The organism is Vibrio sp. Y29_XK_CS5 (assembly GCF_024181835.1).
Classification (GTDB): Bacteria; Pseudomonadota; Gammaproteobacteria; order Enterobacterales; family Vibrionaceae; genus Vibrio; species Vibrio harveyi.
Map to the genome: position 1 here is coordinate 507,133 of NZ_JAMZAM010000002.1, position 26,944 is coordinate 534,076.

At 44.2% G+C, this 26,944-nt stretch carries 28 protein-coding genes, 1 riboswitch and 1 other annotated feature; of the genes, 22 read left to right on the top strand and 6 right to left on the bottom strand.

Translation table 11 applies throughout. From position 1 onward, the window contains the following. Window positions 1-157 precede the first annotated feature (157 nt). The 3 genes from NL647_RS12500 to NL647_RS12510 all read left to right on the top strand — a co-directional run bounded on the left by NL647_RS12500 (window position 158) and on the right by NL647_RS12510 (window position 1,568). A complete protein-coding gene (locus tag NL647_RS12500) occupies window positions 158-730 on the top strand; it encodes an ATPase (RefSeq protein ID WP_230842072.1) in 573 nt (190 codons plus the stop codon). Beyond that, window positions 724-1,164, top strand: coding sequence for a hypothetical protein (locus NL647_RS12505; RefSeq protein ID WP_253650219.1), 441 nt, complete (start codon window positions 724-726; stop codon window positions 1,162-1,164). The genes NL647_RS12500 and NL647_RS12505 overlap by 7 nt, the downstream gene beginning before the upstream one ends. 137 nt (window positions 1,165-1,301) lie before the next feature. Further along, window positions 1,302-1,568, top strand: coding sequence for a DksA/TraR family C4-type zinc finger protein (locus tag NL647_RS12510; RefSeq protein WP_005437185.1), 267 nt, complete (start codon window positions 1,302-1,304; stop codon window positions 1,566-1,568). Window positions 1,569-1,666: 98 nt separating this feature from the next. Here the strand turns inward: NL647_RS12510 and bioA are convergent, their stop codons facing one another. Next, the gene (gene bioA / locus NL647_RS12515; protein WP_009698192.1) at window positions 1,667-2,944 is read right to left on the bottom strand and encodes an adenosylmethionine--8-amino-7-oxononanoate transaminase; all 1,278 of its coding nucleotides are present in this window, start codon (window positions 2,942-2,944) and stop codon (window positions 1,667-1,669) included. Between the two features lie 130 nt (window positions 2,945-3,074). On the opposite strand from bioA, the gene bioB reads away from it, so the two are divergent. Genes bioB through bioD form a run of 4 tightly spaced genes read left to right on the top strand, consistent with a single transcriptional unit; the run spans window position 3,075 to window position 6,766 of the window. Beyond that, window positions 3,075-4,127: a biotin synthase BioB gene (gene bioB, locus NL647_RS12520; RefSeq protein WP_005450797.1), complete on the top strand. Its 1,053-nt coding sequence runs from the start codon at window positions 3,075-3,077 to the stop codon at window positions 4,125-4,127. Continuing rightward, window positions 4,114-5,265 (top strand): 8-amino-7-oxononanoate synthase, encoded by a 1,152-nt coding sequence (gene bioF, locus NL647_RS12525; RefSeq protein WP_253650220.1) that lies wholly within the window; start codon window positions 4,114-4,116, stop codon window positions 5,263-5,265. Before bioB ends, bioF begins: the two co-directional genes overlap by 14 nt. Next, window positions 5,265-6,086, top strand: coding sequence for a malonyl-ACP O-methyltransferase BioC (gene bioC / locus NL647_RS12530; protein WP_005450793.1), 822 nt, complete (start codon window positions 5,265-5,267; stop codon window positions 6,084-6,086). The genes bioF and bioC overlap by 1 nt, the downstream gene beginning before the upstream one ends. Continuing rightward, window positions 6,083-6,766: a dethiobiotin synthase gene (gene bioD, locus NL647_RS12535; RefSeq protein ID WP_009698190.1), complete on the top strand. Its 684-nt coding sequence runs from the start codon at window positions 6,083-6,085 to the stop codon at window positions 6,764-6,766. Before bioC ends, bioD begins: the two co-directional genes overlap by 4 nt. A gap of 94 nt (window positions 6,767-6,860) precedes the next feature. Here the strand turns inward: bioD and NL647_RS12540 are convergent, their stop codons facing one another. Further along, entirely contained in the window at window positions 6,861-7,028 is a 168-nt protein-coding gene (locus NL647_RS12540) for a hypothetical protein (RefSeq protein WP_005450789.1), read from the bottom strand. 637 nt (window positions 7,029-7,665) lie between these two features. Between NL647_RS12540 and htpX the strand changes: the two genes are divergently transcribed. The 9 genes from htpX (at window position 7,666) to NL647_RS12585 (ending at window position 14,906) form a co-directional block, all read left to right on the top strand. Beyond that, a complete protein-coding gene (gene htpX / locus NL647_RS12545) occupies window positions 7,666-8,535 on the top strand; it encodes a protease HtpX (protein WP_005450788.1) in 870 nt (289 codons plus the stop codon). Window positions 8,536-8,763: 228 nt separating this feature from the next. Next, on the top strand, window positions 8,764-9,183 hold the full coding sequence (locus NL647_RS12550) for a nuclear transport factor 2 family protein (protein WP_005450787.1): 420 nt from the start codon (window positions 8,764-8,766) through the stop codon (window positions 9,181-9,183). Beyond that, window positions 9,180-9,905, top strand: a complete 726-nt coding sequence (locus NL647_RS12555; RefSeq protein WP_017819149.1) for an SDR family oxidoreductase — start codon at window positions 9,180-9,182, stop codon at window positions 9,903-9,905. The genes NL647_RS12550 and NL647_RS12555 overlap by 4 nt, the downstream gene beginning before the upstream one ends. A 12-nt stretch (window positions 9,906-9,917) precedes the next feature. Next, a complete protein-coding gene (locus tag NL647_RS12560; RefSeq protein WP_253650221.1) occupies window positions 9,918-11,228 on the top strand; it encodes an NAD(P)/FAD-dependent oxidoreductase in 1,311 nt (436 codons plus the stop codon). 1 nt (window position 11,229) lies between these two features. After that, on the top strand, window positions 11,230-12,051 hold the full coding sequence (locus NL647_RS12565; RefSeq protein WP_253650222.1) for a DUF1365 domain-containing protein: 822 nt from the start codon (window positions 11,230-11,232) through the stop codon (window positions 12,049-12,051). After that, window positions 12,045-13,301: a cyclopropane-fatty-acyl-phospholipid synthase family protein gene (locus NL647_RS12570; protein WP_253650223.1), complete on the top strand. Its 1,257-nt coding sequence runs from the start codon at window positions 12,045-12,047 to the stop codon at window positions 13,299-13,301. The genes NL647_RS12565 and NL647_RS12570 overlap by 7 nt, the downstream gene beginning before the upstream one ends. Before the next feature lie 6 nt (window positions 13,302-13,307). Continuing rightward, complete coding sequence (locus NL647_RS12575; RefSeq protein WP_050941209.1) at window positions 13,308-13,820, top strand: DUF2878 domain-containing protein; 513 nt, start codon at window positions 13,308-13,310, stop codon at window positions 13,818-13,820. Continuing rightward, window positions 13,780-14,373 carry a chalcone isomerase family protein gene (locus NL647_RS12580; protein WP_017188200.1) on the top strand — a complete coding sequence of 198 codons (594 nt, stop codon included), beginning with the start codon at window positions 13,780-13,782 and terminating at the stop codon, window positions 14,371-14,373. Before NL647_RS12575 ends, NL647_RS12580 begins: the two co-directional genes overlap by 41 nt. Window positions 14,374-14,387: 14 nt before the next feature. Then, complete coding sequence (locus NL647_RS12585) at window positions 14,388-14,906, top strand: DUF3833 domain-containing protein (protein WP_005450780.1); 519 nt, start codon at window positions 14,388-14,390, stop codon at window positions 14,904-14,906. 172 nt (window positions 14,907-15,078) lie between these two features. On the opposite strand, the gene purB is transcribed toward NL647_RS12585, so the two are convergent. The 3 genes from purB to mnmA form a co-directional block, all read right to left on the bottom strand. After that, window positions 15,079-16,449 carry an adenylosuccinate lyase gene (gene purB / locus NL647_RS12590; RefSeq protein ID WP_005378198.1) on the bottom strand — a complete coding sequence of 457 codons (1,371 nt, stop codon included), beginning with the start codon at window positions 16,447-16,449 and terminating at the stop codon, window positions 15,079-15,081. A gap of 153 nt (window positions 16,450-16,602) precedes the next feature. Further along, window positions 16,603-17,220 carry a high frequency lysogenization protein HflD gene (hflD, locus tag NL647_RS12595; protein WP_253650224.1) on the bottom strand — a complete coding sequence of 206 codons (618 nt, stop codon included), beginning with the start codon at window positions 17,218-17,220 and terminating at the stop codon, window positions 16,603-16,605. A 10-nt stretch (window positions 17,221-17,230) separates the two neighbouring features. Continuing rightward, on the bottom strand, window positions 17,231-18,373 hold the full coding sequence (gene mnmA, locus NL647_RS12600) for a tRNA 2-thiouridine(34) synthase MnmA (protein WP_005450776.1): 1,143 nt from the start codon (window positions 18,371-18,373) through the stop codon (window positions 17,231-17,233). Window positions 18,374-18,563: 190 nt separating this feature from the next. On the opposite strand from mnmA, the gene NL647_RS12605 reads away from it, so the two are divergent. Both NL647_RS12605 and NL647_RS12610 read left to right on the top strand, forming a co-directional pair. Beyond that, window positions 18,564-18,833 (top strand): hypothetical protein, encoded by a 270-nt coding sequence (locus NL647_RS12605; protein ID WP_005450775.1) that lies wholly within the window; start codon window positions 18,564-18,566, stop codon window positions 18,831-18,833. 117 nt (window positions 18,834-18,950) lie between these two features. Then, window positions 18,951-20,255, top strand: a complete 1,305-nt coding sequence (locus tag NL647_RS12610; protein ID WP_005450773.1) for an inosine/guanosine kinase — start codon at window positions 18,951-18,953, stop codon at window positions 20,253-20,255. A 136-nt stretch (window positions 20,256-20,391) separates the two neighbouring features. Here the strand turns inward: NL647_RS12610 and NL647_RS12615 are convergent, their stop codons facing one another. Next, the gene (locus tag NL647_RS12615) at window positions 20,392-20,799 is read right to left on the bottom strand and encodes an H-NS family nucleoid-associated regulatory protein (protein WP_005450770.1); all 408 of its coding nucleotides are present in this window, start codon (window positions 20,797-20,799) and stop codon (window positions 20,392-20,394) included. A 600-nt stretch (window positions 20,800-21,399) separates the two neighbouring features. Beyond that, window positions 21,400-21,581: riboswitch (Lysine riboswitch) on the top strand. A gap of 109 nt (window positions 21,582-21,690) precedes the next feature. On the opposite strand from NL647_RS12615, the gene tet(35) reads away from it, so the two are divergent. From tet(35) to hisC, 4 genes are all read left to right on the top strand, one after another. Beyond that, window positions 21,691-23,292: a tetracycline efflux Na+/H+ antiporter family transporter Tet(35) gene (gene tet(35), locus NL647_RS12620; RefSeq protein ID WP_029789480.1), complete on the top strand. Its 1,602-nt coding sequence runs from the start codon at window positions 21,691-21,693 to the stop codon at window positions 23,290-23,292. Window positions 23,293-23,471: 179 nt separating this feature from the next. Then, window positions 23,472-23,609, top strand: a sequence feature (His leader region). A 55-nt stretch (window positions 23,610-23,664) separates the two neighbouring features. After that, window positions 23,665-24,561, top strand: a complete 897-nt coding sequence (gene hisG / locus NL647_RS12625) for an ATP phosphoribosyltransferase (protein WP_005450765.1) — start codon at window positions 23,665-23,667, stop codon at window positions 24,559-24,561. A 5-nt stretch (window positions 24,562-24,566) separates the two neighbouring features. Continuing rightward, complete coding sequence (gene hisD / locus NL647_RS12630; RefSeq protein ID WP_253650225.1) at window positions 24,567-25,859, top strand: histidinol dehydrogenase; 1,293 nt, start codon at window positions 24,567-24,569, stop codon at window positions 25,857-25,859. Window positions 25,860-25,871: 12 nt separating this feature from the next. Beyond that, window positions 25,872-26,912, top strand: coding sequence for a histidinol-phosphate transaminase (hisC, locus tag NL647_RS12635; RefSeq protein ID WP_253650226.1), 1,041 nt, complete (start codon window positions 25,872-25,874; stop codon window positions 26,910-26,912). Window positions 26,913-26,944 lie beyond the last annotated feature (32 nt).

Sequence of the window (26,944 nt, forward strand, 5' to 3'; positions counted from 1 at the left end):
GCCAAACCCTCACCTTTCATTGCTCGTTACTTTTGCTCTTACCTTGACTGTTAACAATGGTGTTATCGCAAGTGAACGGATACAGCCTCAATACCTAGACAGTAAGCGAGCCAATCTCTTTTTCGCGCGAGAAATAGCGCAACCTTCCAAAGAAAATATGCAACTTCGTAACTCGCTCGATTGGGGCTATGAACTTGAATTGAGACGTGCGTCTGATGAAGAAAAATTGGTATCTAATTGCCATGACTTAGCAACTGCATATGTTATGGGTTTTACTGCGGCAAAAGCTTATGAATACGGCGCGTTTAAAGCGTATTTAACGCAGTGCCAAACTTGGAGCGAGATAGCAAAGCTCATTGCCTCTGAACGTTCGTTTATATCGGACTTTAAGCTAGATGATAGCTTTCCTAAATTTGCGCCAAGTGTACTTGCTTTTGTTATTTCTGACGAAAGTGCAGAGAAAGCAAAGACACTATCAACGTGGGATGAGGCAGACCATATCCAAAGAACTCAGGTCATCAGTGAAGTAAAAGCAGAGTACTTCGACGCGACCGATGGTTTTCAAGTCATTACTGTTGTGGCAAAAGGGGATTACAACGCTGACGGCATCGAAGATATGGTTGTTAAAAAAGAGAATAGTGTACTCAGTGGCTCTTATTCATCTTCACATGGATATGTATTAACCCGCATGTCTGAGCAAGCGCTATTTACTGTGTTGGCTGAATGGTAATGAAACGATTGGTGGTCCTTTGGGGGGGCGGTGTTGCTATGATGAGCACATTTGCTATCGCTGACATCTTGCCTAGAAAGGTCTTTGAATGTTCAGTAAACCAAACTATGAACTTTAGTATTTTTATAGAGCAAGGCAAAGGCGAGCTTATCTTTAATAAGTCCATTGCAAATAAAAGCCCAGTTTTACAGCAGATAAAACATCGAGATTATCGCGTCGAACATTATCATCGAGCGTTAGTAGATGAGAAGTCATTAGAATTTAGTATTGGTGAACGTGACATATTAATCAGTGAGTACTTTAGCGAGGAGTTTAATGAGGTGGAGAAAGTACTCAGTATTACTTTACGGCAGTCAGGTCAAACTCAGTATTTTGAATGCGAGGAAGGGAGTATGAGTAACCTTGCATTGCTTTTCCATGAGAGCGCCGAATAATCGATTACAGAGTAATTATTACTAAAACGTAATAGTGTTTTCGAATTTACCCTAATTATCTTGTTATTTGTAATCGATATAATCATCCACCTTACCACGGTAAGTAGATTTTCTCATTCAAGTAACGAGGAGGGCTTATGGCCGTAGGGTGGGCAAACGACGATAGCGTCAGCCAACAAATTCAAAACACAATAGACGACGAGATTTCCCGTGTTCGTGGCAGTATCACAAAGGGTGAGAGCGCCCATTACTGCGATGAGTGTGGTGATGAGATCCCAGAAGCGCGTCGTCTTGCAATGAAAGGCGTTCGTCTTTGTATCGAATGCCAGTCAACGATCGAATTGGTGTCACAACGCCAAGCACTGTTCAATCGACGAGCGAGTAAAGACAGTCAACTTCGATAGCTTTCCTTGAGTCAATGACAAGAAAACGGTTTGAGTAGCAATTCAAACCGTTCTTATTTGTCTCTTTGTCACAGTGTCCTGCGTTAACCGAGAACGAATTAAGCGAAGCAATCTTCGCGTTGCAAAGCAGCATCAATCGCATTAACCAACTTTTCAATTTCGTCTGGTTTGCTGATAAACGGTGGCATCATATAAATCAGTTTGCCAAATGGACGAATCCAAACACCGTGCTCAACAAAGAGAGCTTGGATGGTTTCCATATTTACTGGGCTATACGTTTCCACAACGCCAATAGCACCTAGCCAACGGGTGCTTTTCACCAAGTCGTATGTTTCAAGTTTTGGCAGCAACTCGGAAAACAGCGTTTCAATTTGTTGGGTTTGTTGCTGCCAATTACCTTGCTCAATCAATTCCAAACTTGCGGTGGCAACAGCACAGGCGAGCGGGTTACCCATAAAGGTTGGACCGTGCATAAAACACCCAGCATCACCGCCACAAACGGTATCTGCGACGTGTTTGCTAGCTAGGGTTGCTGAGAGGGTCATGTAGCCTCCAGTGAGTGCTTTACCGACACACAGAATGTCTGGTTGAATATCTGCATGTTCGCAGGCAAACAATTTGCCAGTGCGTCCAAACCCGGTTGCGATCTCATCTGCAATCAATAACAAGCCGTATTTGTCGCAAAGCTTACGCACACCTCTGAGAAATTCTGGATGGTAGATGCGCATTCCACCTGCGCCTTGAACAATAGGTTCTAGGATCACCGCAGCAAGTTCTTGATGGTGCGTCTCTATCTTTTGCTCGAAGTCAGTAAGGTCTTCTGATTTCCATTCATCCCAATAACCACAAGTTGGTGACTCCGCAAAGATATGTTCAGGCAAAAAGCCTTTGTAGAGAGAATGCATTGAGTTGTCAGGATCGGTAACCGACATTGCCGCAAAAGTATCGCCGTGATAACCGTGTCGTAAAGTGAGAAACTTTGGTCGGCGTTCGCCCCTGGCATGCCAATATTGCAATGCCATCTTCAAGCTCACTTCTACGGCAACGGAGCCAGAATCAGCAAGAAAGACATGTTCAAGGTTACTTGGTGCGAGGGACAGCAGTTTCTTACACAAATTGATTGCTGGTTGATGGGTAATCCCGCCAAACATCACATGAGAGACCTGCTCGATTTGCTGGTGAGCTGCTTGATTTAAGTGCGGATGATTATAACCGTGGATTGTCGACCACCAAGAAGACATCCCGTCTATAAGCTCAGTGCCATCTTCCAATTTAATACGCACGCCATTTGCTGATGCAACTGGGTAGCAGGTCAGAGGTGTCAACGTCGAAGTATAAGGATGCCAGATATGCTGGCGGTCGAAGGCGAGATCCATGTGCTATTCCAATAATAATTAAGTTTAAAAAATAACCAAATGTAAACTTTGTTGTTTTATGTTGTGTTGACAGTTTATCGAGACTCAGTAGACTGTCAACACAACAAAAAAAGTGATTAAAGGAATACACGTGGAAGTTCGTCATAACTGGACGCATGCTGAAGTGCGCGATCTCATGGAAAAACCATTCATGGATCTCCTATTCGAAGCGCAGCTTGTTCATCGTCAATATCAACAAACCAACCATGTTCAAGTAAGCACGCTTTTGTCGATTAAGACAGGTGCTTGTCCAGAAGATTGTAAGTACTGTCCTCAGAGTGCTCGCTACACCACAGACATTGAAAAAGAACGTTTGATGGAAGTTGAGCGTGTGCTCGACGCTGCACAAAAAGCGAAAAACGCTGGTTCGACCCGCTTCTGTATGGGGGCTGCGTGGAAAAACCCGAAAGAGCGCGACATGCCACATTTGACCGATATGATCAAAGGTGTGAAAGACATGGGGTTAGAAACCTGTATGACGTTAGGTATGTTAACGCCAGATCAAGCTAAGCAATTGGCTACTGCAGGTCTGGATTACTACAACCATAACCTCGATACCTCACCTGAGTTCTATGGCAACATCATTACCACACGTACTTACCAAGACCGCTTAGACACGCTTTCTCACGTTCGTGATGCAGGTATGAAAATTTGTTCTGGCGGTATCATTGGTATGGGTGAAAGTGCACATGACCGAGCAGGTTTGTTGGTTGAATTGGCTAACTTGCCAGTGCATCCTGAAAGTGTACCAATCAACATGCTAGTAAAGGTGAAGGGCACACCACTCGAAGAAGTTGATGACGTTGAACCGTTCGATTTTATTCGTTTGATCGCCATTGCCAGAATCATGATGCCTCAATCCGCAGTCCGTTTATCGGCTGGTCGTGAAAACATGAACGAACAAATGCAAACGCTTTGCTTTATGGCCGGCGCTAACTCTGTTTTTTATGGCTGCAAGCTTCTAACTACACCAAACCCTTCTGAAGACAAAGACATGATGTTGTTTAAGAAGCTTGGCATTAACAGCCAAGAGGTGTCTCAAAAACCTGATGAAATCGAAGAAAACGAGCTACTCGATCGCGTCGTAGAGCGCGTTGCTGCTCGCCCGACAAAAGACGATCTTTTCTACGATGCCAGCGTTTAAATCTCGTATCGAATCCGCTCTTGCTGAGCGTAAAACGCGAGGGCTGAGTCGTTCCATGAATGTGGTGTTTGCTGGTAACCAATCAATTTTGGAGCACGAAGGCAGACGTTACATCAATTTCTCAAGTAATGATTATTTGGGCTTGGCAAATGACCAAGCACTTGTCCGTGCTTGGCAGCAAGGCTTGAGCGTATATGGCAGTGGCAGCGGTGCTTCTCCAATGGTTACGGGGTTTAGTGCGGCGCATGGCAATTTAGAGGCGGCGCTAACTGAATGGCTGGGCTACGAGAGGGCAATCCTATTTGGCTCTGGTTTCAGTGCTAACCAAGCGCTGCTGTTTACTCTGCTAGAAAAATCAGACGTATTGCTCCAAGACCGTTTGAACCATGCCTCTTTGATGGAGGCTGGTGTGTTGTCACCAGCTAAAATGAAGCGCTTCAAACATAACGATATCGAGCACCTTTCATCACTCATAAGCGCTGAAGATAACAATCTTGTGGTTACCGAAGGGGTGTTCAGCATGGACGGTGACTGTGCCCCACTTGCTGATATCGCTGATGTCACCAGTAATCATGATGCATGGCTTGCTGTAGACGACGCTCATGGTATCGGTGTTCTCGGGGAATCTGGCGGTGGCTCATGTGAATTGGCGGCGGTTAAGCCCGAGATATTGATCGTGACCTTCGGCAAAGCATTTGGAATGTCTGGTGCAGCCATTTTATGTGATCGCGCAACGGGGGATTTTTTAACTCAATTTGCTCGTCACCATGTGTATTCTACGGCGATACCTCCAGCACAAGCCTATGCGCTGACGCATGCTGTCTCGATGATTCAAGAGCAGCCGTGGCGGCGTGAAAAACTGACAGAGTTGGGGAAAGTGTATAGAGACAATCTCAGTGATCTTGACGGTTTTGTTGAGACTCAAACATCGATTAAGCCGTTTTTGATTGGTGAATCTGATTTGGCTTTGCAAGTTGCAGGTGCTTGTCGTCAGAACGGTATTTGGGTGACGGCTATTCGTCCTCCGACGGTACCGAAAGGGACGTCTCGTCTTCGAATTACGCTTACTGCTAATCACACTAATGAACAAGTTAAAACGCTTTCAATGGCATTGAAGCAAGCATTAGGAGCGCTGTAATGGATAATGCAACTTCCGCTTTAGCACAAATGGTCGCATTAGAGAGCTTTCACCAAGATAAGGATGCGATTGCCTCTTCATTTGGTAAAGCTGCAGAAACATACGATAAACATGCAGCGTTTCAACGCGACGTTGGGCATCGGTTACTTAATAAGCTCCCTACAAATTTAACCGGCAAGCGTGTGTTAGATTTAGGATGTGGCACTGGCTACTTTTCTCAGCTTCTTCAGCAGCGGGGCGCAGAAGTAGTGTGCGGTGACATTTCTCAAGCCATGTTAGATAAAGCAAAGCAACGTTGTGGTTCTGAATACATGCATTATCAGTTGGCTGATGCTGAAAACTTGCCTTTTGATGATGAAAGCTTCGACTACGTGTTTTCTAGTTTGGCTTTACAATGGTGTACAGATTTGAGTTACCCATTAAGAGAAATACGTCGTGTCTTAAAAGTAGGGGGAAGCGGGTGTTTCTCTACGCTAGTCGATGGCTCGCTTTATGAGTTGCGTGAGGCTTGGTCAAAAATTGATACATATCAACACGTGAATAACTTTATTACCCACAATCAGGTAAAAATTGCGTTAGCGCAATCTTGGTGCCACAACCATCATCTAGACTTGACCCCCATCACAGTTTGGTACGATTCAGCGTTTTCTGTCATGCGTGATCTCAAAGGCATTGGTGCAAATCACGTAAGCGGGCGCTCACATGGTCTGACGAGCCGTCGCACTTTGTTGCAGGTTGAGCGCGCGTACCAAGCATTTAGAAACGATCAAGGTCTTCTACCTGCAAGTTATCAGGTTTGTTTTGGAGTCATAGTTAAATGATTGATGCATTTTTTATTGCTGGTACGGATACTGATGTAGGAAAAACGGTAGCGTCTAAAGCTATTTTGCAAGCACTTGGTGCAAAAGGGCTTAACACCATTGGTTACAAGCCAGTGGCAGCAGGAAGCGACAAGACGGCGGAAGGTTGGCGTAACTCGGATGCATTGCATCTGCAGAAAGCGGCGACACTCGATATCGCATACGACGATGTAAACCCATACGCTTTGGAATTACCTGCTTCTCCTCACATCGCCGCTAAACATGAACATGTAGAAATTAAATACGAAGTACTGAGCGAGAAATTGGCTCAACACAAAGAGCAATCTGACATTGTTCTAGTGGAAGGTGCTGGTGGCTGGCGTGTGCCTGTGTCTGATACAGACAGCTTGTCGACTTGGGTACAGCAAGAGCAGTTACCTGTCGTATTGGTTGTAGGTATTAAGCTGGGTTGTTTGAGCCATGCATTGCTCACCGCTGAAATCATCAAAGCTGATGGTTTAAATCTAGTCGGCTGGGTGGCAAATCGCGTGAATCCGGGCACAGAGCATTATGCAGAAATCATCGATATGTTGGAAGAACGTCTAGACGCGCCAAAACTCGGTGAGATCCCGTACATTCCAAGTGCTAAACGTAAAGAGTTAGGCAAATACATCAACGTTGAGCCGTTGCTGAACGTATAAGTAATAAGGTTTTAGTTAAAACCAAAAGGGCTGCGAAATGCAGCCCTTTTTTCGTGTAAACCTTTGTGTCTAATCGTAAGATTCGACGTTCAGTTTATTTCTCTTGGCTAAGCCCCATCAACGCCTGTTGTGTTTCTGCAACGCGCTTTGACATTTGAGCATCGGTTGAAATACCTAGTTGTTGCTTTGCCTCATCCTCTGAGATACCCAGGTGACAACAAAGTAGATCGATAGCCATTTGATAGTCGTTAGTTTCTACCATGATTTTTCCCTCAAGACATGGAAGTTTGGAGCTGCTTAATTGTCCTAAAAGCTAACCCCGTTTCGTTCATCTAACCCGAATCTAGCACGTACAGATAGTCGCACAATAAGACCAAAGTCTATACTCGGTCTAAAGTGCTGATTTAAGAGTGTAAAAAGGTGTGTATACCCAAGTGACTTCAAGATGCAGGATTCAGAGCGTTGTCATTGATTCGAGTTCAAGGAAAACAACACCGCGTAATAGCCAGCTCTTTCCAAGTTGTTTGACGCAGAAATCGAGGCAATGACACGCTCCCGAAGGGCGAGTTGTCTTGGCTTGTATACTTTGTTGCCGATTCTTGATTTAGAGTGACTAGATCTTTAAATCGTCGCCGCGTCTACAAACCAAGTCATTCTCGCTGAACCTAGCATCTCGAGGTTACTTGGGTATATTATTTCAGTCTCGAAAACAAATGTTGCAATTTATTGCTTAACCTTGTTTTTATCGCGGATAGACTATATCTATAACGCAACGGAGCACGAAACTAAGCGGAATCAGCTTTTCAAGCGTTCTGTTACTTATAAAAACCTGTTCCATATAATAATCCGTTTAAAAAACATCTGTTTTAAAAAACGATAAGCTTCCTCGGAGAAAAGTAATGAAGCGAATTATGTTATTCCTAGCAACTAACCTAGCTGTTGTGCTAGTGCTTAGTGTTGTTCTGAATATTGTTTACGCTGTAACTGGAATGCAACCAGGCAGTCTATCTGGTCTACTTGTGATGGCTGCTGTATTTGGTTTTGGTGGCGCATTTATTTCGTTAATGATGTCTAAGGGCATGGCACTGCGTTCTGTGGGTGGCATGGTCATCGAAAGTCCTCGTAACGAAACAGAGCATTGGCTTCTTGAAACGGTTGGACGTCAAGCTCAGCAAGCTGGCATTGGTATGCCAACTGTTGCAATTTATGATTCTGCGGACATCAACGCATTCGCAACGGGTGCAAAACGCGACGATTCATTGGTTGCAGTTTCTACCGGTCTGCTACACAACATGACCCGTGATGAAGCAGAAGCGGTATTGGCGCACGAAGTTAGCCACATCGCTAATGGTGACATGGTAACGATGACGCTAATGCAAGGCGTGGTGAATACGTTTGTTATCTTCCTATCTCGCTTTATCGCAAATATTGTTGCTTCTAACGATGATGAGGAAGGTCAAGGTACCAACATGATGGTTTACTTTGGTGTATCTATGGTACTTGAACTGGTATTCGGGTTCCTAGCAAGTTTCTTAACCATGTGGTACAGCCGCCATCGTGAATTCCACGCAGACGCAGGGGCTGCTCAATTAGTCGGTAAAGAGAAGATGATCGCAGCACTAGAGCGCTTGAAGATGAGCCACGAATCTCAACTAGATGGCACTATGATGGCATTTGGTATTAACGGTAAGCGCTCGATGACAGAACTTCTAATGAGCCACCCACCGTTAGATAAACGTATTGCAGCGCTACGTAGCCAACAATACTAATCACGTTGTAAGCTAACAGTTCAACTTACTGCTAGTTAAAATTTTGAAAAGGCTTGGTTTTTTAACCAAGCCTTTTTTTGTGTCTGTTGATCTCTGCTGTACTTCATCACGTATCACTGTTCAGAAACAAAGTTATACAAAAATATTTTTGTACAACTTTTCATGATTAGTCTATCTTGTACATATGATATTTTTGTACAACTTTTGATGTGGTATAGGAGCAAAGGAATGGACATTCAGTCAGTTGGCAACATATATCAGAAGTTGAGTAAAGCAAACTTGCATTTGCTTGAAGGGGTTTACCACCGAGATGTGGTGTTTGAAGATGCAGCCCATCGATTAGAAGGGTGGCCTGCACTTTCCGATTACTTTCAGTCCTTATACACCAATGTCATTCGCTGTGACTTCGTTATCCATGACCATCAACAAGTCGGAGAAACTGGGTTTCTCACTTGGACGATGGATTTACAACATCCTAAGCTTCAAAAGGGTGCGCCGATATCTGTAAATGGTGTATCCCACCTTAAGTTTTGTGAAGGGCAAGTCATTTACCATCGTGATTATTTTGATTTGGGCGAAATGCTCTACGAGAACCTACCGCTCCTAGGTTCTGTCGTCAAAACCATTAAACAGAGGTTAGGGCAATGAGTGGCTCAGTACTTATCACCGGGGCAACTTCAGGCATTGGCAAACAGCTCGCCTTGGATTATGCCAATGAAGGTTGGAAAGTGATTGCATGTGGTCGTAACGAAGCTGTATTGGCTGAGCTAGAAAAAGGTTCAACCAACATGTCGACTTTACGCTTCGACGTGACTCAGTACGACGAAACAATTCAAGCTCTCTCTCAACTGCCGTTTATCCCTGAAACTTGGATTTTCAATGCCGGTGACTGTGAATACATGGATGATGGCATTGTTGATGCGCAACTCATGGCGCGTGTTATGAACGTTAACGTCGTTGGTGTGGCCAATTGTGTCGAAGCGTGTCAGGGGCAATTTGAACGTGGGCATCGTGTCGTAATTGTCGGGTCAATCGCGTCAGAGGTCGCATTGCCTCGTGCTGAAGCCTACGGCGCTTCAAAAGCAGCCGTCAGTTACTTTGCACGTACGCTAGCCGTCGATTTGAAGAAGAAAGGTATCAAAGTGGTGACGGTGTTCCCTGGCTTTGTCGAAACGCCACTTACTGACAAAAACACGTTTGACATGCCGATGATTGTTTCTGTCAATCAGGCTTCAGCTGCGATTCGAAAACAGTTGGATGCCAACAAAAGCCATATTTATTTCCCGGCGAGATTCACAGGTGTTCTGCGTTTTATCTCGTTGCTTCCGTATAGCTGGCAAGCTCGGCTTACCTCAAAACTCGCATCATAAGAAGGAAGAATCATGAATACGGCAGGAAGAAAAAAAATCGCCATCGTAGGTACAGGGATATCTGGTCTCACATGTGGCTATTACTTACATAAAGAACATGACGTGACGTTGTTTGAAGCGAATGATTACGTTGGTGGTCATACGGCGACTGTTGATGTCAGTCTTGATGGTAAAGAGTATGCAATCGACACTGGGTTTATCGTATACAACGATCGTACATACCCAAACTTCATAGAAATGATGGATGAGATTGGCGTTGAAGGCATTCCTACTCAGATGAGCTTCAGCGTCAGAAACGATGGTAATGGATTGGAGTACAACGGACACACTGTATCGACATTGTTTGCTCAAAAACGAAATTGGGCAAATCCAAAGTTCTATCGTTTTATTTTTGAAATCCTTCGCTTCAACAAACTGGCTAAAAGCTTTGCCAATGAACAGTTAACTAATAACCAAACGTTGGGAGCGTTTCTGGATGAGCACAAATTCAGTGCTTTCTTTACCGACAACTACATCTTGCCGATGGGCGCTGCAATTTGGTCGTCGACACTAGCGGATATGCGTGCATTCCCGCTTATGTTTTTCTTACGCTTCTTCCTCAACCACGGTTTGTTGGATATTACAAATCGCCCACAATGGTACGTGGTTAAAGGTGGCTCTCGCTCTTACATTGCGCCTCTAACGAAAGGCTATGCCAATGATATTCGTCTAAACAGCCCTGTAGAGAAAGTTATCCGAACTGAAAATGGCGTAGGTGTTCAGGTTCATGGAGAAACACATTGGTTTGATGACGTTATCTTCGCTTGTCACAGTGATCAAGCAATGAGAATGCTAGGAGATATCAGCCAAACCGAGCAGGAAATTCTAGGGGATATGACCTATCAAGCAAACGAGGTTGTACTGCATACAGACACCCGTTTACTGCCAAAACGTAAGGCAGCGTGGGCGTCATGGAATTATCTGCTAGAAGGCAGTGAAGATGAGCAGCAACGACTTCCTTCGCTTACTTACAACATGAATATCCTTCAGCATGTCCAGTCTGAGCATACTTTCTGTGTCACTTTGAACAGTACGGAACAAATCGACCCAAGCAAAATCCTACGCTCATTCACTTATCATCACCCTGTATTTACGATGGAGTCTATCGCTGCGCAGCAACGTAAAGACGAAGTTCAAGGTATACAAGGCACATGGTTCTGCGGTGCTTATTGGTACAACGGTTTCCATGAAGATGGTGTCCGTAGCGCACTAGATGTTGTTCAAGGGCTAGAAGAAAAGTACCGCGAGCAAAATGTGGTTCCTTTTGAAAAAGGCGCGGCATGATATGGATAGTCAGATGAACAGCAGATTATTTATAGGCAACGTCCGTCACCGTCGCTTTACGCCTATAAAGCATGAGTTGAATTACTCACTATTTATGCCAGCCATCGACGTGGACGAGCTCGAAGCGTTAGAGAAAAAAGTATGGGGCTTTGGTTCGCGATGGTGGCATTGGGCACGTTTTAAGCGCAGTGATTATATTGGTGGAAAAGGGTGCGTAAAATCTGCGGTTCAAGACAAACTGGAAGCGCTAGCTGGTGTTCGTTTGACCGGTAAAGTGATAGCGGTTTGTCACTTACGTTATCTAGGACTCTATTTCAGTCCGGTCAATTTCTACTACGTTTATAACAAAGAAGGGGAATGGAAGTACCTCCTCGCAGAGGTGAGCAACACACCTTGGAATGAACGTCATTATTATGCGGTAGCAGCGGACGAGCAAGATGAAGAGTTTGGGTGGGAGCAGAACAAAGCATTTCATGTTTCTCCTTTCAATCCAATCGACCAACTGTACCGATGGAAAATAAAACCTTTAACAGACAAGCTGAATATTCATTTGGAATGCCATAAAGACGAAAAACATTTTGATGCGACTATGGCTATGAAAGCCAAGCCCTTTTCAAGTAATACCTTGTTGAAATGCTTGATCGTTACGCCGATTCAAACGGTAAAAGTAATGGTTGGTATTTATTGGCACGCGCTGAAATTGTGGATTAAAGGCGCACCTTTTTACTCACATCCAAAATACGCTCAATCCAGTAAGGGCGAAGCAAACCATGTGGGTGAAGACAAGAAAAATGATAAGCATAAGGAGAACTCTGCATGTTAAATACAACTTCTATCGCAATGCCGCGTGAATTAACAACAACGCAAAAAGCGGCCCGTGGAGTTCTTTTCCAGTGTCTGCAAAAGATGGAGATTGGATGCTTAACGGTCATTGAGAGCTTCAAAACAGAAACGACTGAGCGTAGCGAGCGTTTTTCGACGCCCAATGGTGAGCATAACGGAGACCCCGTTGCTGCAACTATTGAAGTTAAGCATCCGGGGTTCTACTCCCGAATTCTACAGGGCGGCAGTATCGCTGCGGGTGAAGCCTATATGGATGGGTGGTGGGATAGTCCAGATCTGACAGCATTGATGAAGCTAATGGCGCTTAACATGCGAGCGCTGGATAAGCTTGAAGAGCAGGGCAGCTGGATAACGAGGCTGTTATATAAGGTCAGTCATTGGACCAATCGCAATTCGCAAGAAAATTCGCGCAAAAACATTCACGCTCATTACGATTTAGGCAACAATTTGTATGAAGCATTTCTTGATACGAATATGCTGTACTCGTCGGCCCTGTACAACCAAGTGGATGACTCATTAGAGCAGGCGCAAATCAATAAGATGGAACGCCTGTGTCAACAACTTGAGCTTAAACCTAGCGACCATGTCATTGAAATTGGTACCGGTTGGGGCGCAATGGCGATTTATATGGCTGAGCAGTATGGCTGTCGAGTGACCACGACAACCATTTCTGAAGAACAGCATGCCTACGCAGAACAGAAGATAAATGAGCGTGGTTTGACCGACAAAATTACCTTGCTCAAAGAAGATTACCGAAACTTAACGGGGTCTTATGACAAGCTTGTTTCTATTGAGATGATAGAAGCCGTGGGTAAGCAATTTTTACCTTCTTATATCAAGAAGTGTGAGTCCCTGCTAAAGCCGGGTGGTTTGATGGCTATCCAAGCGATTACTATTGCCGATCAGCGTTACGATTACTACAGCAACAATGTCGACTTCATTCAGAAGTACATTTTCCCCGGCGGTTTTTTACCTTCGGTAACGTCACTCACCCAAGCAACAACTAAACACAGTGACCTGGTGACGCGAGACTTGTTTGATATTGGGTTGGATTACGCCAAGACGCTTAACGAATGGCACCACCGCTTTAATCAATCAGAGCATGACGTGCGTGCGTTTGGTTACGATGATCGCTTTGTACGTATGTGGCGATACTATCTAAGTTACTGTGAAGGTGGGTTTCTAGCTCGCACGATCAGTGCGGTTCATATGACGTTTCAGCGTCCGTAGTTCGTCATGAAAGTGTTTTTAGCGTCAACTTGGTTCCAACTATGCTGGTTTTTAGCTGTACTTGGAACCTATCAGTGGCAGTCGCTGACCTTAATACTTACATTGCTGACGATAGTACATTGTTGGAGAGCGGAGCCCTTTGCTCTCAAACGTATCACCATGGTTGTCTTTGTGGGTTTGGTGCTAGACACACTCAATAAGCAATTTTCTGTCTTTATATTTCCGACCACGTGGTTACCCTTATGGCTCACCTGTTTGTGGGTTCTGTTCTCTTGGTACGCTTATCAACTTAAGTCAATTTTGTACCGTTTCCCCAAAATTTACGTATCAATAGTAGGTGGTCTCGGAGGCACAGCCAGCTACTTTGCCGGTTATAAGCTTGAGGCTGTCGAGTTTGGTTTCAGCGTTAGCGCGACACTAGCGATTTTGTTCGTTGAATGGTGTTTGATGATGCTATTGATACTCAAGGTGTACGGAAATGAAAAGTTGGAAGATAAATTGGAAACGGAAACTGACTAGCAGTGTAATAGTCGCCTCCTTATTCTGTGCGGTGCCTTTGCAAGCGCAAAGTGTGACGAGTACAAACGGAGTAACAAATAGCGATTGGCAGCAATGGCAAACTGTCGGTGAAGCGCAGCTCACTTGGTTCGTGTTTGATATCTATAAATCTCGCTTAAAAGCGCCTGAGGGCATATATATGGTGTCCGGTGATATTTCTCCCCATCCATTTGCACTCGAGATTAACTATCAGCGCGATATCAGTAGAGACCAGCTACTTGATGTGACCGACGAACAATGGCAAAAGCTGGGTTTTACTCAGGCTTATCGCCAGCAGTGGATTTCTGAATTGAACACTATGTTTCCTGACATCAAGAAAGGCGATGAGCTTACCTACCTTACCGATGGTAAAAATGGTCAACTGATTTATCGTCAAGCAGGCAGTAAACCTTACCAGACGGTTGGTTATGTGAATGATGAGCGCCTCAATGATGCCTTTCTTTCAATTTGGTTATCACCACAGACGGAATTCCCCAAACTTCGTAAACAACTGATCGGGCAGGTGAGGCAGTGAAAATAATAAAACGAATGATCAAAACATCGGTTGTCGCTGCTGCAACGTTACTCGGCGCATGTTCGGCTGACATAGATAATTACCAGGCGTCCTCACCGGCTTTTGATTTATTTGGCTACTTTGAAGGCGATGTCAAAGCGTGGGGGATGGTTCAAGATTACACCGAGAAGCAAACTCGCCGCTTTGAAGTCGATATTGTTGGAACGGTTGAAGGCAATGAGTTGACGCTGGTGGAAGACTTTGTCTTTGACGATGGTGAACTTGACCAGCGAATCTGGGTCATTACCAAACTTGCAGACGGTACTTATCAGGGGAAAGCGGATGATATTATTGGTGTCGCTACGGGCAAAGAGGTAGGAAACGCTCTCCAATGGCAGTACGATTTTGAGCTAAAAATGGATGATTCAACTATCACGGTTTCATTTGATGACTGGCTCTACCGCCAAGACGAAATGCACGTGTTTAATCTTACTAAGATCAAGAAGTTTGGGATCGAAGTAGGGACGATTACTCTGTTTTTTCAGAGGCAATAAAATTGCTGGTAATGCTGGTCTTCGAGATTCGAGATTCGAGAACGCTTCGCTTCATGAATAGAGCCTTATCCATTATTCCGAATCACTGCGCTGCATAGGTTGCAGTTCGTTCCCCCTAGAATAAAGAAAGGGTTGACGCTTTCACGTCAACCCTCTTTATTATTCGATTCTCTTACAGCTTGTCTGTCAACTCAATTGCTTGACCGATGTAGTTCGCTGGTGTCATCTCTTTAAGTCGCGCTTTCTCGTGTTCAGGAAGCTCAAGACCGTCGATGAAGTTACGCATTGCTTCACCATCTACACGCTTACCACGAGTCAGTTCTTTTAGTTTCTCGTAAGGCTTCTCGATGCCGTAACGACGCATTACTGTTTGTACTGGTTCTGCCAGTACTTCCCAGTTCTTGTCTAGTTCAGCAAGAAGTGCTTCGCGGTTTACTTCTAGCTTGCTGATGCCTTTAAGCGTAGAAGTGTAAGCGATAATTGCGTAGCCAACACCAACACCAAGGTTACGTAGAACTGTTGAGTCAGTTAGGTCACGTTGCCAACGAGAGATAGGTAGTTTCTGTGCTAGGTGACCGAATACAGCGTTCGCAAGGCCTAGGTTACCTTCTGAGTTTTCAAAGTCGATTGGGTTAACTTTGTGAGGCATTGTTGAAGAACCAATCTCACCAGCAATGGTTTTTTGCTTGAAGTGACCTAGTGCGATGTAACCCCAAACGTCACGGTCGAAGTCAATCAGGATAGTGTTGAAACGAGCGATAGCGTCGAACAGTTCAGCGATGTAATCGTGAGGTTCGATCTGAGTTGTGTAAGGGTTCCAAGTTACGCCTAGAGACTCTGTGATGAACTCTTCAGAGAACTTGTGCCAATCTAGCTCTGGGTAAGCAGAAAGGTGTGCGTTGTAGTTACCTACTGCACCGTTGATTTTCGCTAGGATCTCAACGTTTTCGATTTGCTTGAATTGACGCTCCATACGGTACGCCACGTTTGCCATTTCTTTACCCATTGTTGATGGAGAAGCTGGCTGACCGTGTGTACGAGATAGAAGAGGAATGTCGCGGTATTCCACTGCTAGCGCTTTGATAGCGTCGATTAGGTTACGGATTTCTGGAAGAATCACGTTCTCACGCGCTTCTTTAAGCATAAGAGCATGTGAAGTGTTGTTGATGTCTTCAGAAGTACATGCAAAGTGGAAGAACTCGTTTACTGCGTGCAGTTCAGGAACATCTGCTACTTTCTCTTTTAGGAAGTACTCAACCGCTTTAACGTCGTGGTTAGTTGTACGCTCGATCTCTTTGATTCGGCGTGCATCTTCTTCAGAGAAGTTTGCAGCAAGGTCGTCTAGGAATTGGTTTGCTTCTGCGCTAAACGCTGGCACTTCTGCAATTTCAGCAGTAGCAGCAAGCTTTTGTAGCCAGCGGATTTCAACGATAGTACGGTACTTTAGTAGACCGTATTCACTGAAAATTTCGCGTAACGCAATTGTCTTGCTTCCGTAACGGCCGTCTACTGGTGAAACAGCAGTCAATGCTGACAGTTCCATGATGTTCTCCTGAATTGGGTTTCTAAATTTCGTGAGCTTTATACCAATAACTGTGGCAATTGTCACGAATATTGCGCAAACGTTTGCGCGAGATTTGTTTTGATCGAAAAAAATGAGCTCGCGATAAACGCGAGCTGCTTACTTGATACCTTATTACATTCGAGCAAGAAGGATTTGTGCTTGCTCTATCATCTTCTTGCGTCCGAAGATCAGGTGGCGACGTTTACCGCCAACTTGACGCCAGAGTACTGCGCTACGAATACCCGATAACAACAACGCACGAACTTTGTGCTGGTTAGCGGTTTGTTGCAGTACAGATGGAGTACCAGTTACTTGAATACGAGGACCAATAGGGCTGACTACATCCAAGTAAATGCTCGCTAGGTTGCTGATCATTTGATCATCTAGCAATTCAAAATGTTCCGTTTGACGCTGAGCCATTTGAATGCGGTCACCAAGTTGTGACATTGCATCGTTACGACCCGATAGCTTGCGCTCTAATGCCATTAGGCTGATGATGTAGCGAGTGACTTCACTTCCAGATGGGGTGCTATCAATCCCTTTCACCAAGCATTCAAGACCCAGCTTAAGGTCGGCTTCGCGACCGAAAACACCGATGGTGTTGGCTGGGCTAGTATTCAAAATGGCGTTAATTGACGTTTCAAAGGCATCTTGATCACAATGTCCGTCTCTCGCTACCTGTTGAACCAAAGCAACAGCTTGGCAGATACCTGCAAAAGCGATAGTACGGTCATAAAGTGTATTCGCCACGTAACGACTCCTAAGCTTGAGAATATTTAATGCGTTGCTCGATGATGCCGCCACCAAGGCACACGTCATCTTTATAGAACACGGCTGATTGACCTGGCGTTACAGCAATTTGTGGCTCGTCAAAGATCACTTTAATGTTTTCATCATCGATAGGGATGATTGTACAAGGAATATCTTCCTGACGGTAACGAGTTTTCACTGTGCACTTCATAACATCGCGAATTGGCTCACGATCTACCCAGTGAAGTTGTGATGCAAGTAGACCTTCTGATTTCAGCATTGGGTGGTCTTTACCTTGAACCGCAATCAAAACGTTACGTTCTAGATCTTTCTCACCAACAAACCATGGGTCTTCGTTACCGCCACCGCCTTTACGACCACCGATATGAAGACCTTTGCGTTGACCTAATGTGTGGTACATCAAACCTTGATGCTGACCGATCACTTCGCCTTCTGGCGTTTCGATATTACCCGGTTGAGCAGGAAGGTAACGACCTAGGAATTCCGTAAACTTACGTTCACCGATGAAACAGATACCGGTAGAATCTTTCTTCTTCGCTGTGATCAGGTCTTGCTCTTCTGCGATACGGCGCACTTCTGGCTTCTCTAAATCACCAACAGGGAATAGGCTACGTGCAATCTGCTCGTGGCTTAATGTGTATAGGAAGTAGCTCTGGTCTTTGTTGCCATCTAGACCACGTAACATTTGCGGTTTTTCCTGTTCTTCACCAGGTAAAGCGTCTTCTGGGAAAGAGCGGCGTACGTAGTGACCCATTGCGATGTAATCTGCATCAAGCACTTCATCCGCAAATTCTAGAAATGCTTTGAATTTGATTTCTTTGTTACAAAGAATGTCTGGGTTTGGTGTACGACCTGCTTTGTATTCCGCAAGGAAGTATTCAAATACATTATCCCAGTATTCAGCAGCAAAGTTGATAGTGTGTAGGTGGATGCCTAGCTTGTCACATACTGCCTGCGCATCAGCAAGATCTTCTGCTGCTGTACAATATTCTTCGTTGTCATCTTCTTCCCAGTTCTTCATGAACAGGCCTTCTACTTGGTAGCCTTGTTGCTTTAGAAGATACGCAGAAACAGATGAATCAACGCCGCCGGACATACCGACGATGACTTTCTTTTGGCTGTTATCAGACATTACTAAACACCACTAAAATTAACGGGACGCAGATTCTACCAGAATCCACTGACCGGTGACAGATCCGAGATCGAAATCACACTTCGATTTTGGCTTAAATTTATCCAAATGCGAACGTGAGTATTAAATTCGATAAGTATAGAAGGGTTATATATGGCATAGTTGGCAAAAATCCAAGAGGAAAAATCAAATGACTGAAGAAAACCAATTTATGCAAGAAGCAGAGTTGATTGAAATTGTTGAAAATCAACTTGAAGATGGTAATCCACTTAAGGTGAAAGAAACGCTGATGCGTCTAATGATGACAGGCACACCACGTGAAGATGCGGTGGCGATGATGGCGTGTGCTATGTCTATTGAGATTTTTGACGTAATGAAGAACGGTGGGGAGTTCGACCTTAAGCGTTACAGTGAACACCTCGAACAACTGCCAGATCTTGGTTTCATGGAAGGCGAATAGGGCGATTGAAAGAAAAAAGCGGACTGCAAACGTTTGCTATAATTGCCTTTATTGCTGCTTTAATGACGGCGGTATAGAATCCGTTCTCCTTTTCATCCCCTTACTCAGACTAACAATATGAAATTTCCTGGACAACGCAAATCGAAGCACTATTTTCCTGTTCATGCTCGTGACCCATTGGTGAGCCAAGCACAAGAAAGCAAAAAGATGACGCGCACTCACATCATCGGCATTGACCAAACGCTGGTTGATATTGAAGCGAAAGTTACAACGGATGTGATTGAAAAGTACGGTTTGAGTAAAGGACACTCGTTGGTAATTGATGACGCGACTGCAGAAGCGCTATACCAACAGCTAAAAGAAGAATGCTTAATTACCAATGAGTATGCTGGTGGCACAATCGGTAACACGCTACACAACTATTCTGTGTTAGCGGATGACCGTTCAACGCTTTTGGGTGTAATGAGTCAGGACATCAAAATTGGTAGCTACGGTTACCGCTACCTATGTAACACTTCTAGCCGTATGGACCTGAACTACCTACAAGGTGTTGAAGGTGCCATCGGTCGCTGTTTCGCTCTGATTACAGAAGATGGTGAACGTACTTTCGCAATCAGTGAAGGTCAAATGAACCAACTTCACCCAGACAACATCCCTGAGAAAATCTTCAAGAGCGCGTCTGCGTTAGTACTGACTGCTTACCTAGTTCGTTGTAAAGAAGGCGACCCAATGCCGGAAGCAACGATGCGTGCAATTGAATACGCGAAGAAACATGATGTTCCTGTGGTACTAACACTAGGAACTAAATTTGTTATTCAAGATGACCCAACATTCTGGCAAGAATTTATTCGCGACAATGTATCCGTTGTTGCAATGAATGAAGACGAAGCGGAAGCGCTAACGGGCGAATCTGATCCGCTAGCGGCGTCGGATAAGACGCTTGAGTGGGCTGACCTTGTGTTATGTACAGCAGGTCCTGTTGGTCTATTTATGGCGGGTTATACAGAAGAAAGCGCGAAGCGTGAAACGTCGTTGCCGCTGCTTCCTGGTTCTATTGCCGAATTCAACCGTTTTGAATTTAGCCGGCCTGCAAAGAAAGACTCATGTGAAAATGCAATCAAAGTATATTCACATATCTCCCCATACATGGGTGGCCCAGAAAAAATTAAAAATACTAATGGCGCAGGTGATGCAGCATTGTCAGCAGTACTTCACGATATGGCTGCAAATAAATACCACAAAGAAAATGTGCCTAACTCTAGCAAGCACAGCAATGAGTATTTAACTTACTCTTCATTCTCTCAAGTTTGTAAATACGCAAACCGCGCGAGTTACGAAGTGTTAGTGCAGCATTCACCACGTCTTTCTCGTGGTCTTCCTGAGCGCGAAGATAGTTTAGAAGAAGCATACTGGGAACGTTAATAGATTCTGTTGAATTAACCAACTTCTCACATACGCAAAAAATGGCGCATTCAAAATGCGCCATTTTTGTATCTATTTACAGACAAATAAAAAAGGCTCCCATAGGGAACCTTTTTAAAATTTCATAAATCTATTCTTAGATTAGGAAATCATCTAGAGATTTACCTGCATCTAGTTGCTCTTGGATTGCAGAAGGTGTACGACCTTGACCTGTCCAAGTTTTCTCTTCACCGCTTACGTCAGTGTATTTGTATTTAGCAGGGCGAGGGGCACGTTTAGTTTTTGCTTTAGTTTTTGTTTCACCAGCAAGTGCACTAATTAGCGCTTCAACATCGATACCGTCTTGAGCGATTTGCTCAGCGATAGCAGCCAGCTTAGCTTCTTGCTCAGCTTGTGCTGCGCGGTCTGCTTCTTCTGCTTCTTGACGCTCTTGAACAACGATAGTTAGTTTATCTAGAGCTTCTTCCAATTGTTCTAGAGTCAGCTCACGAGAAAATGCACGAAGGCTACGGATATTTAGAAGTGTTTTAGTCAGCTCTGACATGACGATTCCTATTAATAGGTTAAAAGATTCTACATCGCTTATCGATAAGATAAATTAAATGTGAATCTAGAAATAAACATAGAGTCCTTATATTTAACTTTATCTTTCTGATATGTGCAAATGCTAATTCATGATTTAGATTAAATTTCTTTAGTTTTTTCGGGTTCTAACAATATTAATTAATCAATTTGAAATTTAATTAGCCACTTCAGACAATTTTTACTTAATAGATACGGTCTTTTTCTCGATCGCTATCATGTTTATTTATAGCTTGAATTAAATTTCCCTTTTTCTGACAGAAAAGGATTAGATGGCAAATGCTATCACTGTCATATTTCATTCATTTATTGATGCACGTAAAACTATGGCGTATTTAATAGTAGTAATAAAGTTTCATAATGGACAAGGTTGAAGTGATTGCAGTTGCGCAATGTATGATTTGGTCACATTTCATTTATAAATCGAAATCGCGATTATTTATTCATTTAATTTAGTTTGATGTGTTGCAATGGGAGGCTTCATAGGTACAATGACAACCACCTGATGCAATATTGCAGATAAATTGTTGTTAATTTGTACGATTAACGGTTAATTGTTTGTTATTGCCGTAGAGGTGCAGTCTCGAAGAGTAGCTATTATTGGGGTGATGCCAATGAATAATAGTGGAAGGCGAAGATTGCCGAAGTAAGTGGGGCTATCGAAACCACTTGCTGGGGTTGTCTCTGAAAGGAACAACACTGCCATAGTATATTTACATTAAACTATGGAGCGCTACTGTAGGGTTGGGTGAAGTGTTCGCTTCCCTGTCGCTAAGTTCAACATGAGCACGTACCGTATGCTACGTGACTTGTCTGCAGTAGATCTCTAGCCAAACTTTGGTTTTTGAAGATCATGAATTTAATAGATTTTGCACATTCTCCTGTTTCGTTATTACCGCCTATTGTCGCGCTGACGCTGGCGATTCTAACTCGACGTGTTTTAGTTTCTCTTGGTGTTGGTATCGTGCTGGGTGCGGTACTTCTTAACGATTGGTCTATCGGTAATACGGTAGGTTATGTTAGTTCTCAAGTTTCTTCTGTCTTTATTGAAGACGGTGGTATCAATACTTGGAACATGAGTATTGTTGGCTTCCTTATTCTTTTAGGTATGACAACAGCGTTGTTAACACTTTCTGGTGGTACTCGTGCTTTCGCTGAATGGGCGCAAACACGCGTAAAAAGTAAACGTGGCTCTAAACTTCTTGCAGCTTTCCTTGGCGTATTCATTTTTGTCGACGATTACTTTAACAGTCTTGCCGTTGGTGCTATCTCTCGTCCAGTAACTGACCGCTTTTACGTCTCTCGCGCTAAGCTAGCGTACATCTTAGACTCCACAGCAGCACCTATGTGTGTGATCATGCCAGCATCAAGCTGGGGTGCATACATCATTACTATTATCGGTGGTATCTTGGTGTCACATGGCATCACAGAATATTCTGCACTAGGCGCTTATGTTCGCCTTATCCCAATGAACTTCTACGCTGTGTTTGCTCTGCTAATGGTATTCGCAGTGGCGTGGTTTGGTTTAGATATTGGTAAGATGCGTGATCACGAAATCGCGGCGTCTCAAGGCCGTGGTTTCGATAAAGATAAAGAAAATGATACTCAAGAAGCGCATGAGCTAAATGAAGAGCTAGATATCCGTGAAAGTGAGAAGGGTAAGGTTTCTGACCTAGTTCTTCCAATCGTTACGCTTATTGTGGCAACGATTGCTTCAATGCTTTACACCGGTGGTCAAGCACTAGCAGCAGATGGCAAAGAATTTGCTTTGTTAGGTGCGTTTGAGAATACTGATGTTGGTACTTCTCTAATTTACGGTAGCTTACTTGGTCTTGCTGTCGCGCTATTTACGGTGCTGAAGCAAGGTCTACCAATGGTTGAGATTGCACGTACGCTTTGGATTGGTGCTAAATCAATGTTTGGTGCAATCCTAATCCTAGTGTTTGCTTGGACTATCGGTTCTGTTATCGGTGACATGAAGACAGGTTCTTACCTATCTACAATGGCACAAGGCAACATCAACCCACACTGGCTGCCAGTTATCCTATTCTTGCTGTCTGGTCTAATGGCGTTCTCGACAGGTACTTCATGGGGTACGTTCGGTATCATGCTACCAATCGCGGGCGATATGGCTGGCGCAACAGATGTAGCGCTTATGCTACCAATGCTAAGTGCGGTTCTTGCTGGTGCGGTATTCGGTGACCACTGTTCTCCAATCTCAGATACGACTATCTTGTCATCGACTGGTGCACGTTGTAACCATATCGATCACGTATCAACTCAGTTACCTTATGCATTATCAGTCGCGCTTGTTTCATGCGTGGGCTTTATTGCTCTTGGTATGACGGCTTCAATTGCGTTCTCTTTCATCGCAGCATCGATTACATTCATTATCGTTTGTGCGATTTTGTCATGGCTTTCGAAGTCAAAAATGGCATCTTGTCAGAGTGCATAAGTCGTTGAATTAAATGTTAAAATAACAGGGGGCTTCGGCCTCCTTTTTTATTTGTATTATACAATTCGTATTTTTTTAAAATTAAAGGTTGAAAAAAGTTAGCAGCTTAGTTAGTGTGGTTGTTAACGAAGCAACACAATCGAGCCTTAAATAAGTATGCGTAATTTTGTAATGAACATTCATCACCATCATCACCCAGCCTAGTCTTTCGGGAGATGCACGCATACCCGGGAGATAGGAAACTCCCGGAGGTGAAAATCAAAGTGAAAACAGATTTCAAACCCTCGGGAGACCAACATCTCTCGAGGGTTTTTTTAGTTTTACTGGTTTATAAAATATTTTAATTACCGAATCTGGCACAGGGATAAAGCAATGCAAACACAACGCTTAAGAATTGCAATTCAGAAAAAAGGTCGTCTAAGCAAAGAGAGCCAAGCTCTACTTAAAAAATGTGGCGTGAAGTTCAATGTAATGGGTGAGCGTTTAGTTGTTCATTCTGAAAATATGCCAATTGATTTGCTTTTGGTTCGTGACGACGATATTCCAGGTCTAATTATGGATGGCGTGGTTGACTTGGGCTTTATTGGTGAAAACGAATTAGAAGAAGTTCGTCTTGATCGCAAAGCACTGGGTGAACCGTCTGAATTTGTTCAACTTCGTCGACTTGATTTCGGTGGTTGCCGTTTATCTATCGCGATTGATAAAGACGAAGAGTACAACGGTCCTCAAGACTTAGCTGGAAAACGTATCGCTACAACTTACCCGCAACTGTTAAAAGCTTATATGGATGAAGCGGGTGTTCCATTCTCAACATGTATGTTGACAGGCTCAGTAGAAGTTGCTCCTCGCGCTGGTCTTGCTGATGCCATCGCTGACTTGGTCTCTACAGGTGCAACACTGGAAGCGAACGGTCTTAAAGAAGCTGAAATTATCTTCAAATCAAAAGCGACACTGATTCAACGTACTGGCGAATTCGATGCAGACAAAGTGGCGCTAATCGAAAAACTTCTTACCCGAATGCAAGGCGTACAGCAAGCGAAAGAGTCTAAGTACATCATGTTACACGCACCTGCAGAGAAGCTAGACCAAATCAAAGCTCTACTTCCTGGTGCTGAAGACCCAACGGTATTGCCTCTATCTGCTGACAAGCAAAAAGTTGCGGTTCACTTGGTAAGTACTGAAAACCTGTTCTGGGAAACCATGGAACAGCTAAAAGAACTGGGTGCCAGCTCAATTCTAGTACTACCAATTGAAAAAATGATGGAGTAATCGCAATGAGAACAGTCGTATGGCAATCGCTAAGTGAAACGCAGCAAGACTCAATCCTAGAACGTCCTGCAATTACAGAAGGTGCGAATATCACTGCCGCGGTTTCTGAAGTAATCGCAAAAGTTCGCAAAGAAGGCGATGCTGCATTATTGGAGCTAACTGAGAAGTTTGACCGAGTGCAGCCGGAATCTATCCGTGTATCAACTCAAGAAATCGATGAGGCATCAGCGCGTCTTTCTGAAAAAATGAAGAACGCACTGGAGCAAGCGTATGAAAACATTGCTAAGTTTCACAAAGCGCAGAAGCCACAACCAATCAAAGTAGAAACTCAACCGGGTGTAGTCTGTGAACAGGTAACGCGCCCAATTCAAAAAGTGGGTTTGTACATTCCCGGTGGCAGTGCGCCATTGCCATCGACTGTTTTGATGCTTGGGGTTCCTGCAAAAATTGCAGGCTGTCGTAAAGTGGTGCTTTGTTCTCCACCCCCAATTGCTGACGAGATCCTTTATGTAGCAAAACTGTGTGGCATTGACGAAGTGTACAATGTCGGCGGTGGTCAAGCCGTCGCAGCAATGGCTTACGGAACAGAAACCGTATCTAAAGTTGATAAGATCTTTGGTCCAGGTAACGCTTACGTGACAGAAGCAAAACGTCAGGTAAGTAATGATTTCCGTGGTGCAGCGATTGATATGCCAGCGGGCCCATCAGAAGTGCTAGTGATTGCTGATGAAACGGCAGACCCAGATTTCATTGCAGCGGATTTGTTAAGCCAAGCAGAGCACGGTCCTGACTCTCAAGTGGTTCTTGTGACTCCTTCTCCTGTGCTTGCAGATCAAGTGACGGATGCTGTTCAACGTCAGCTTAAAGAGTTGTCTCGTGCGGACATTGCCGAGCAAGCATTAGCTTCAAGTTTGATTATTATTGCTGAGTCTCTGACTCAATCGGTTTCAATCGCAAATTACTACGGTCCTGAGCACTTAATTGTTCAGACTAAGAACCCACGCGAGCTTCTACCTCTATTAGACAACGCAGGTTCTATTTTTCTTGGTGATTGGTCGCCTGAATCAGCAGGTGACTACGCATCGGGTACTAACCACGTTCTTCCTACTTACGGTTACACACGTACTTATTCAAGCTTAGGCTTGGCGGACTTCTCTAAGCGTATGACGATTCAAGAGCTATCTGCTGATGGCCTAAAGAACCTTGCCCCTACAGTGGTCACTATGGCTGAAGCAGAAGGCTTAGATGCACACAAACGTGCAGTGACTATCCGTGTAGAAAAATTGGCAGCGAAGTAAGAGGATATTGAGATGGAAAAGCTAGCGCGTAAACAAGTCCAAAAACTTACCCCTTATTTATCGGCTCGCCGAATTGGCGGTACTGGTGACGTATGGCTAAATGCCAACGAATCACCATTTAACAATGAATACAAAACAGACTTTGCTCGTCTTAATCGTTACAGCGAATGCCAACCGAAAGAACTAATTTCCGCTTACGCGGCGTATGCGGGTGTGAAACCAGAACAAACGCTGACTTCTCGCGGTGCAGATGAAGGCATTGAGCTACTGATTCGTGCTTTCTGTGAGCCGGGTGAAGATGCGATTCTTTACTGTCCACCGACTTACGGTATGTACGCTATCAGTGCCGAAACCATCGGTGTTGAGCGCAAAACCGTACCACTGACGTCAGATTGGCAACTAGACCTTGCAGGCATCGAAGCCAATCTGGATAACGTGAAACTGGTTTTCGTATGTTCGCCAAACAACCCAACAGGTAACTTGGTTAAGCGTGAAGACATTGTGTCTCTGCTTGAGATGACAAAAGACCGAGCAATCGTTGTAATGGATGAAGCGTACATTGATTTTTGTCCAGAAGCGTCAACGGTAAATTTGCTGGCGCAATATCCGAACCTAGCAATTCTGCGTACTCTGTCGAAAGCTTTCGCGCTTGCTGGTCTGCGTTGTGGATTTACGCTTGCGAACGAAGAGCTGATTAATGTACTTCTTAAAGTTATCGCACCATATCCAGTACCGGTTCCAGTGGCAGAAATTGCTACTCAAGCGCTGTCTGAAGCAGGTCTAGCGCGAGCGAAGTTCCAAGTTCTCGACTTGAATGCAAACCGAGCTTACTTACAAGTTGGTTTGTCAATGATTCCGGGATTGGAAGTCTTTGAAGGATGGGGGAATTACCTATTGGTGAAGTTCCCAGATGGCGATGATCTTTTCAAAGCCGCTTGGGATACGGGCATTATTTTACGTAACTCACCAATCGAGAACTGTGTACGTATCAGTGTGGGTAACCGCGACGAGTGCGAAAAAACACTCGGATTTATCAGAAACTACTACTCATAAGTAGAAAAAGTATTTATCGCTCTCGCTCAATA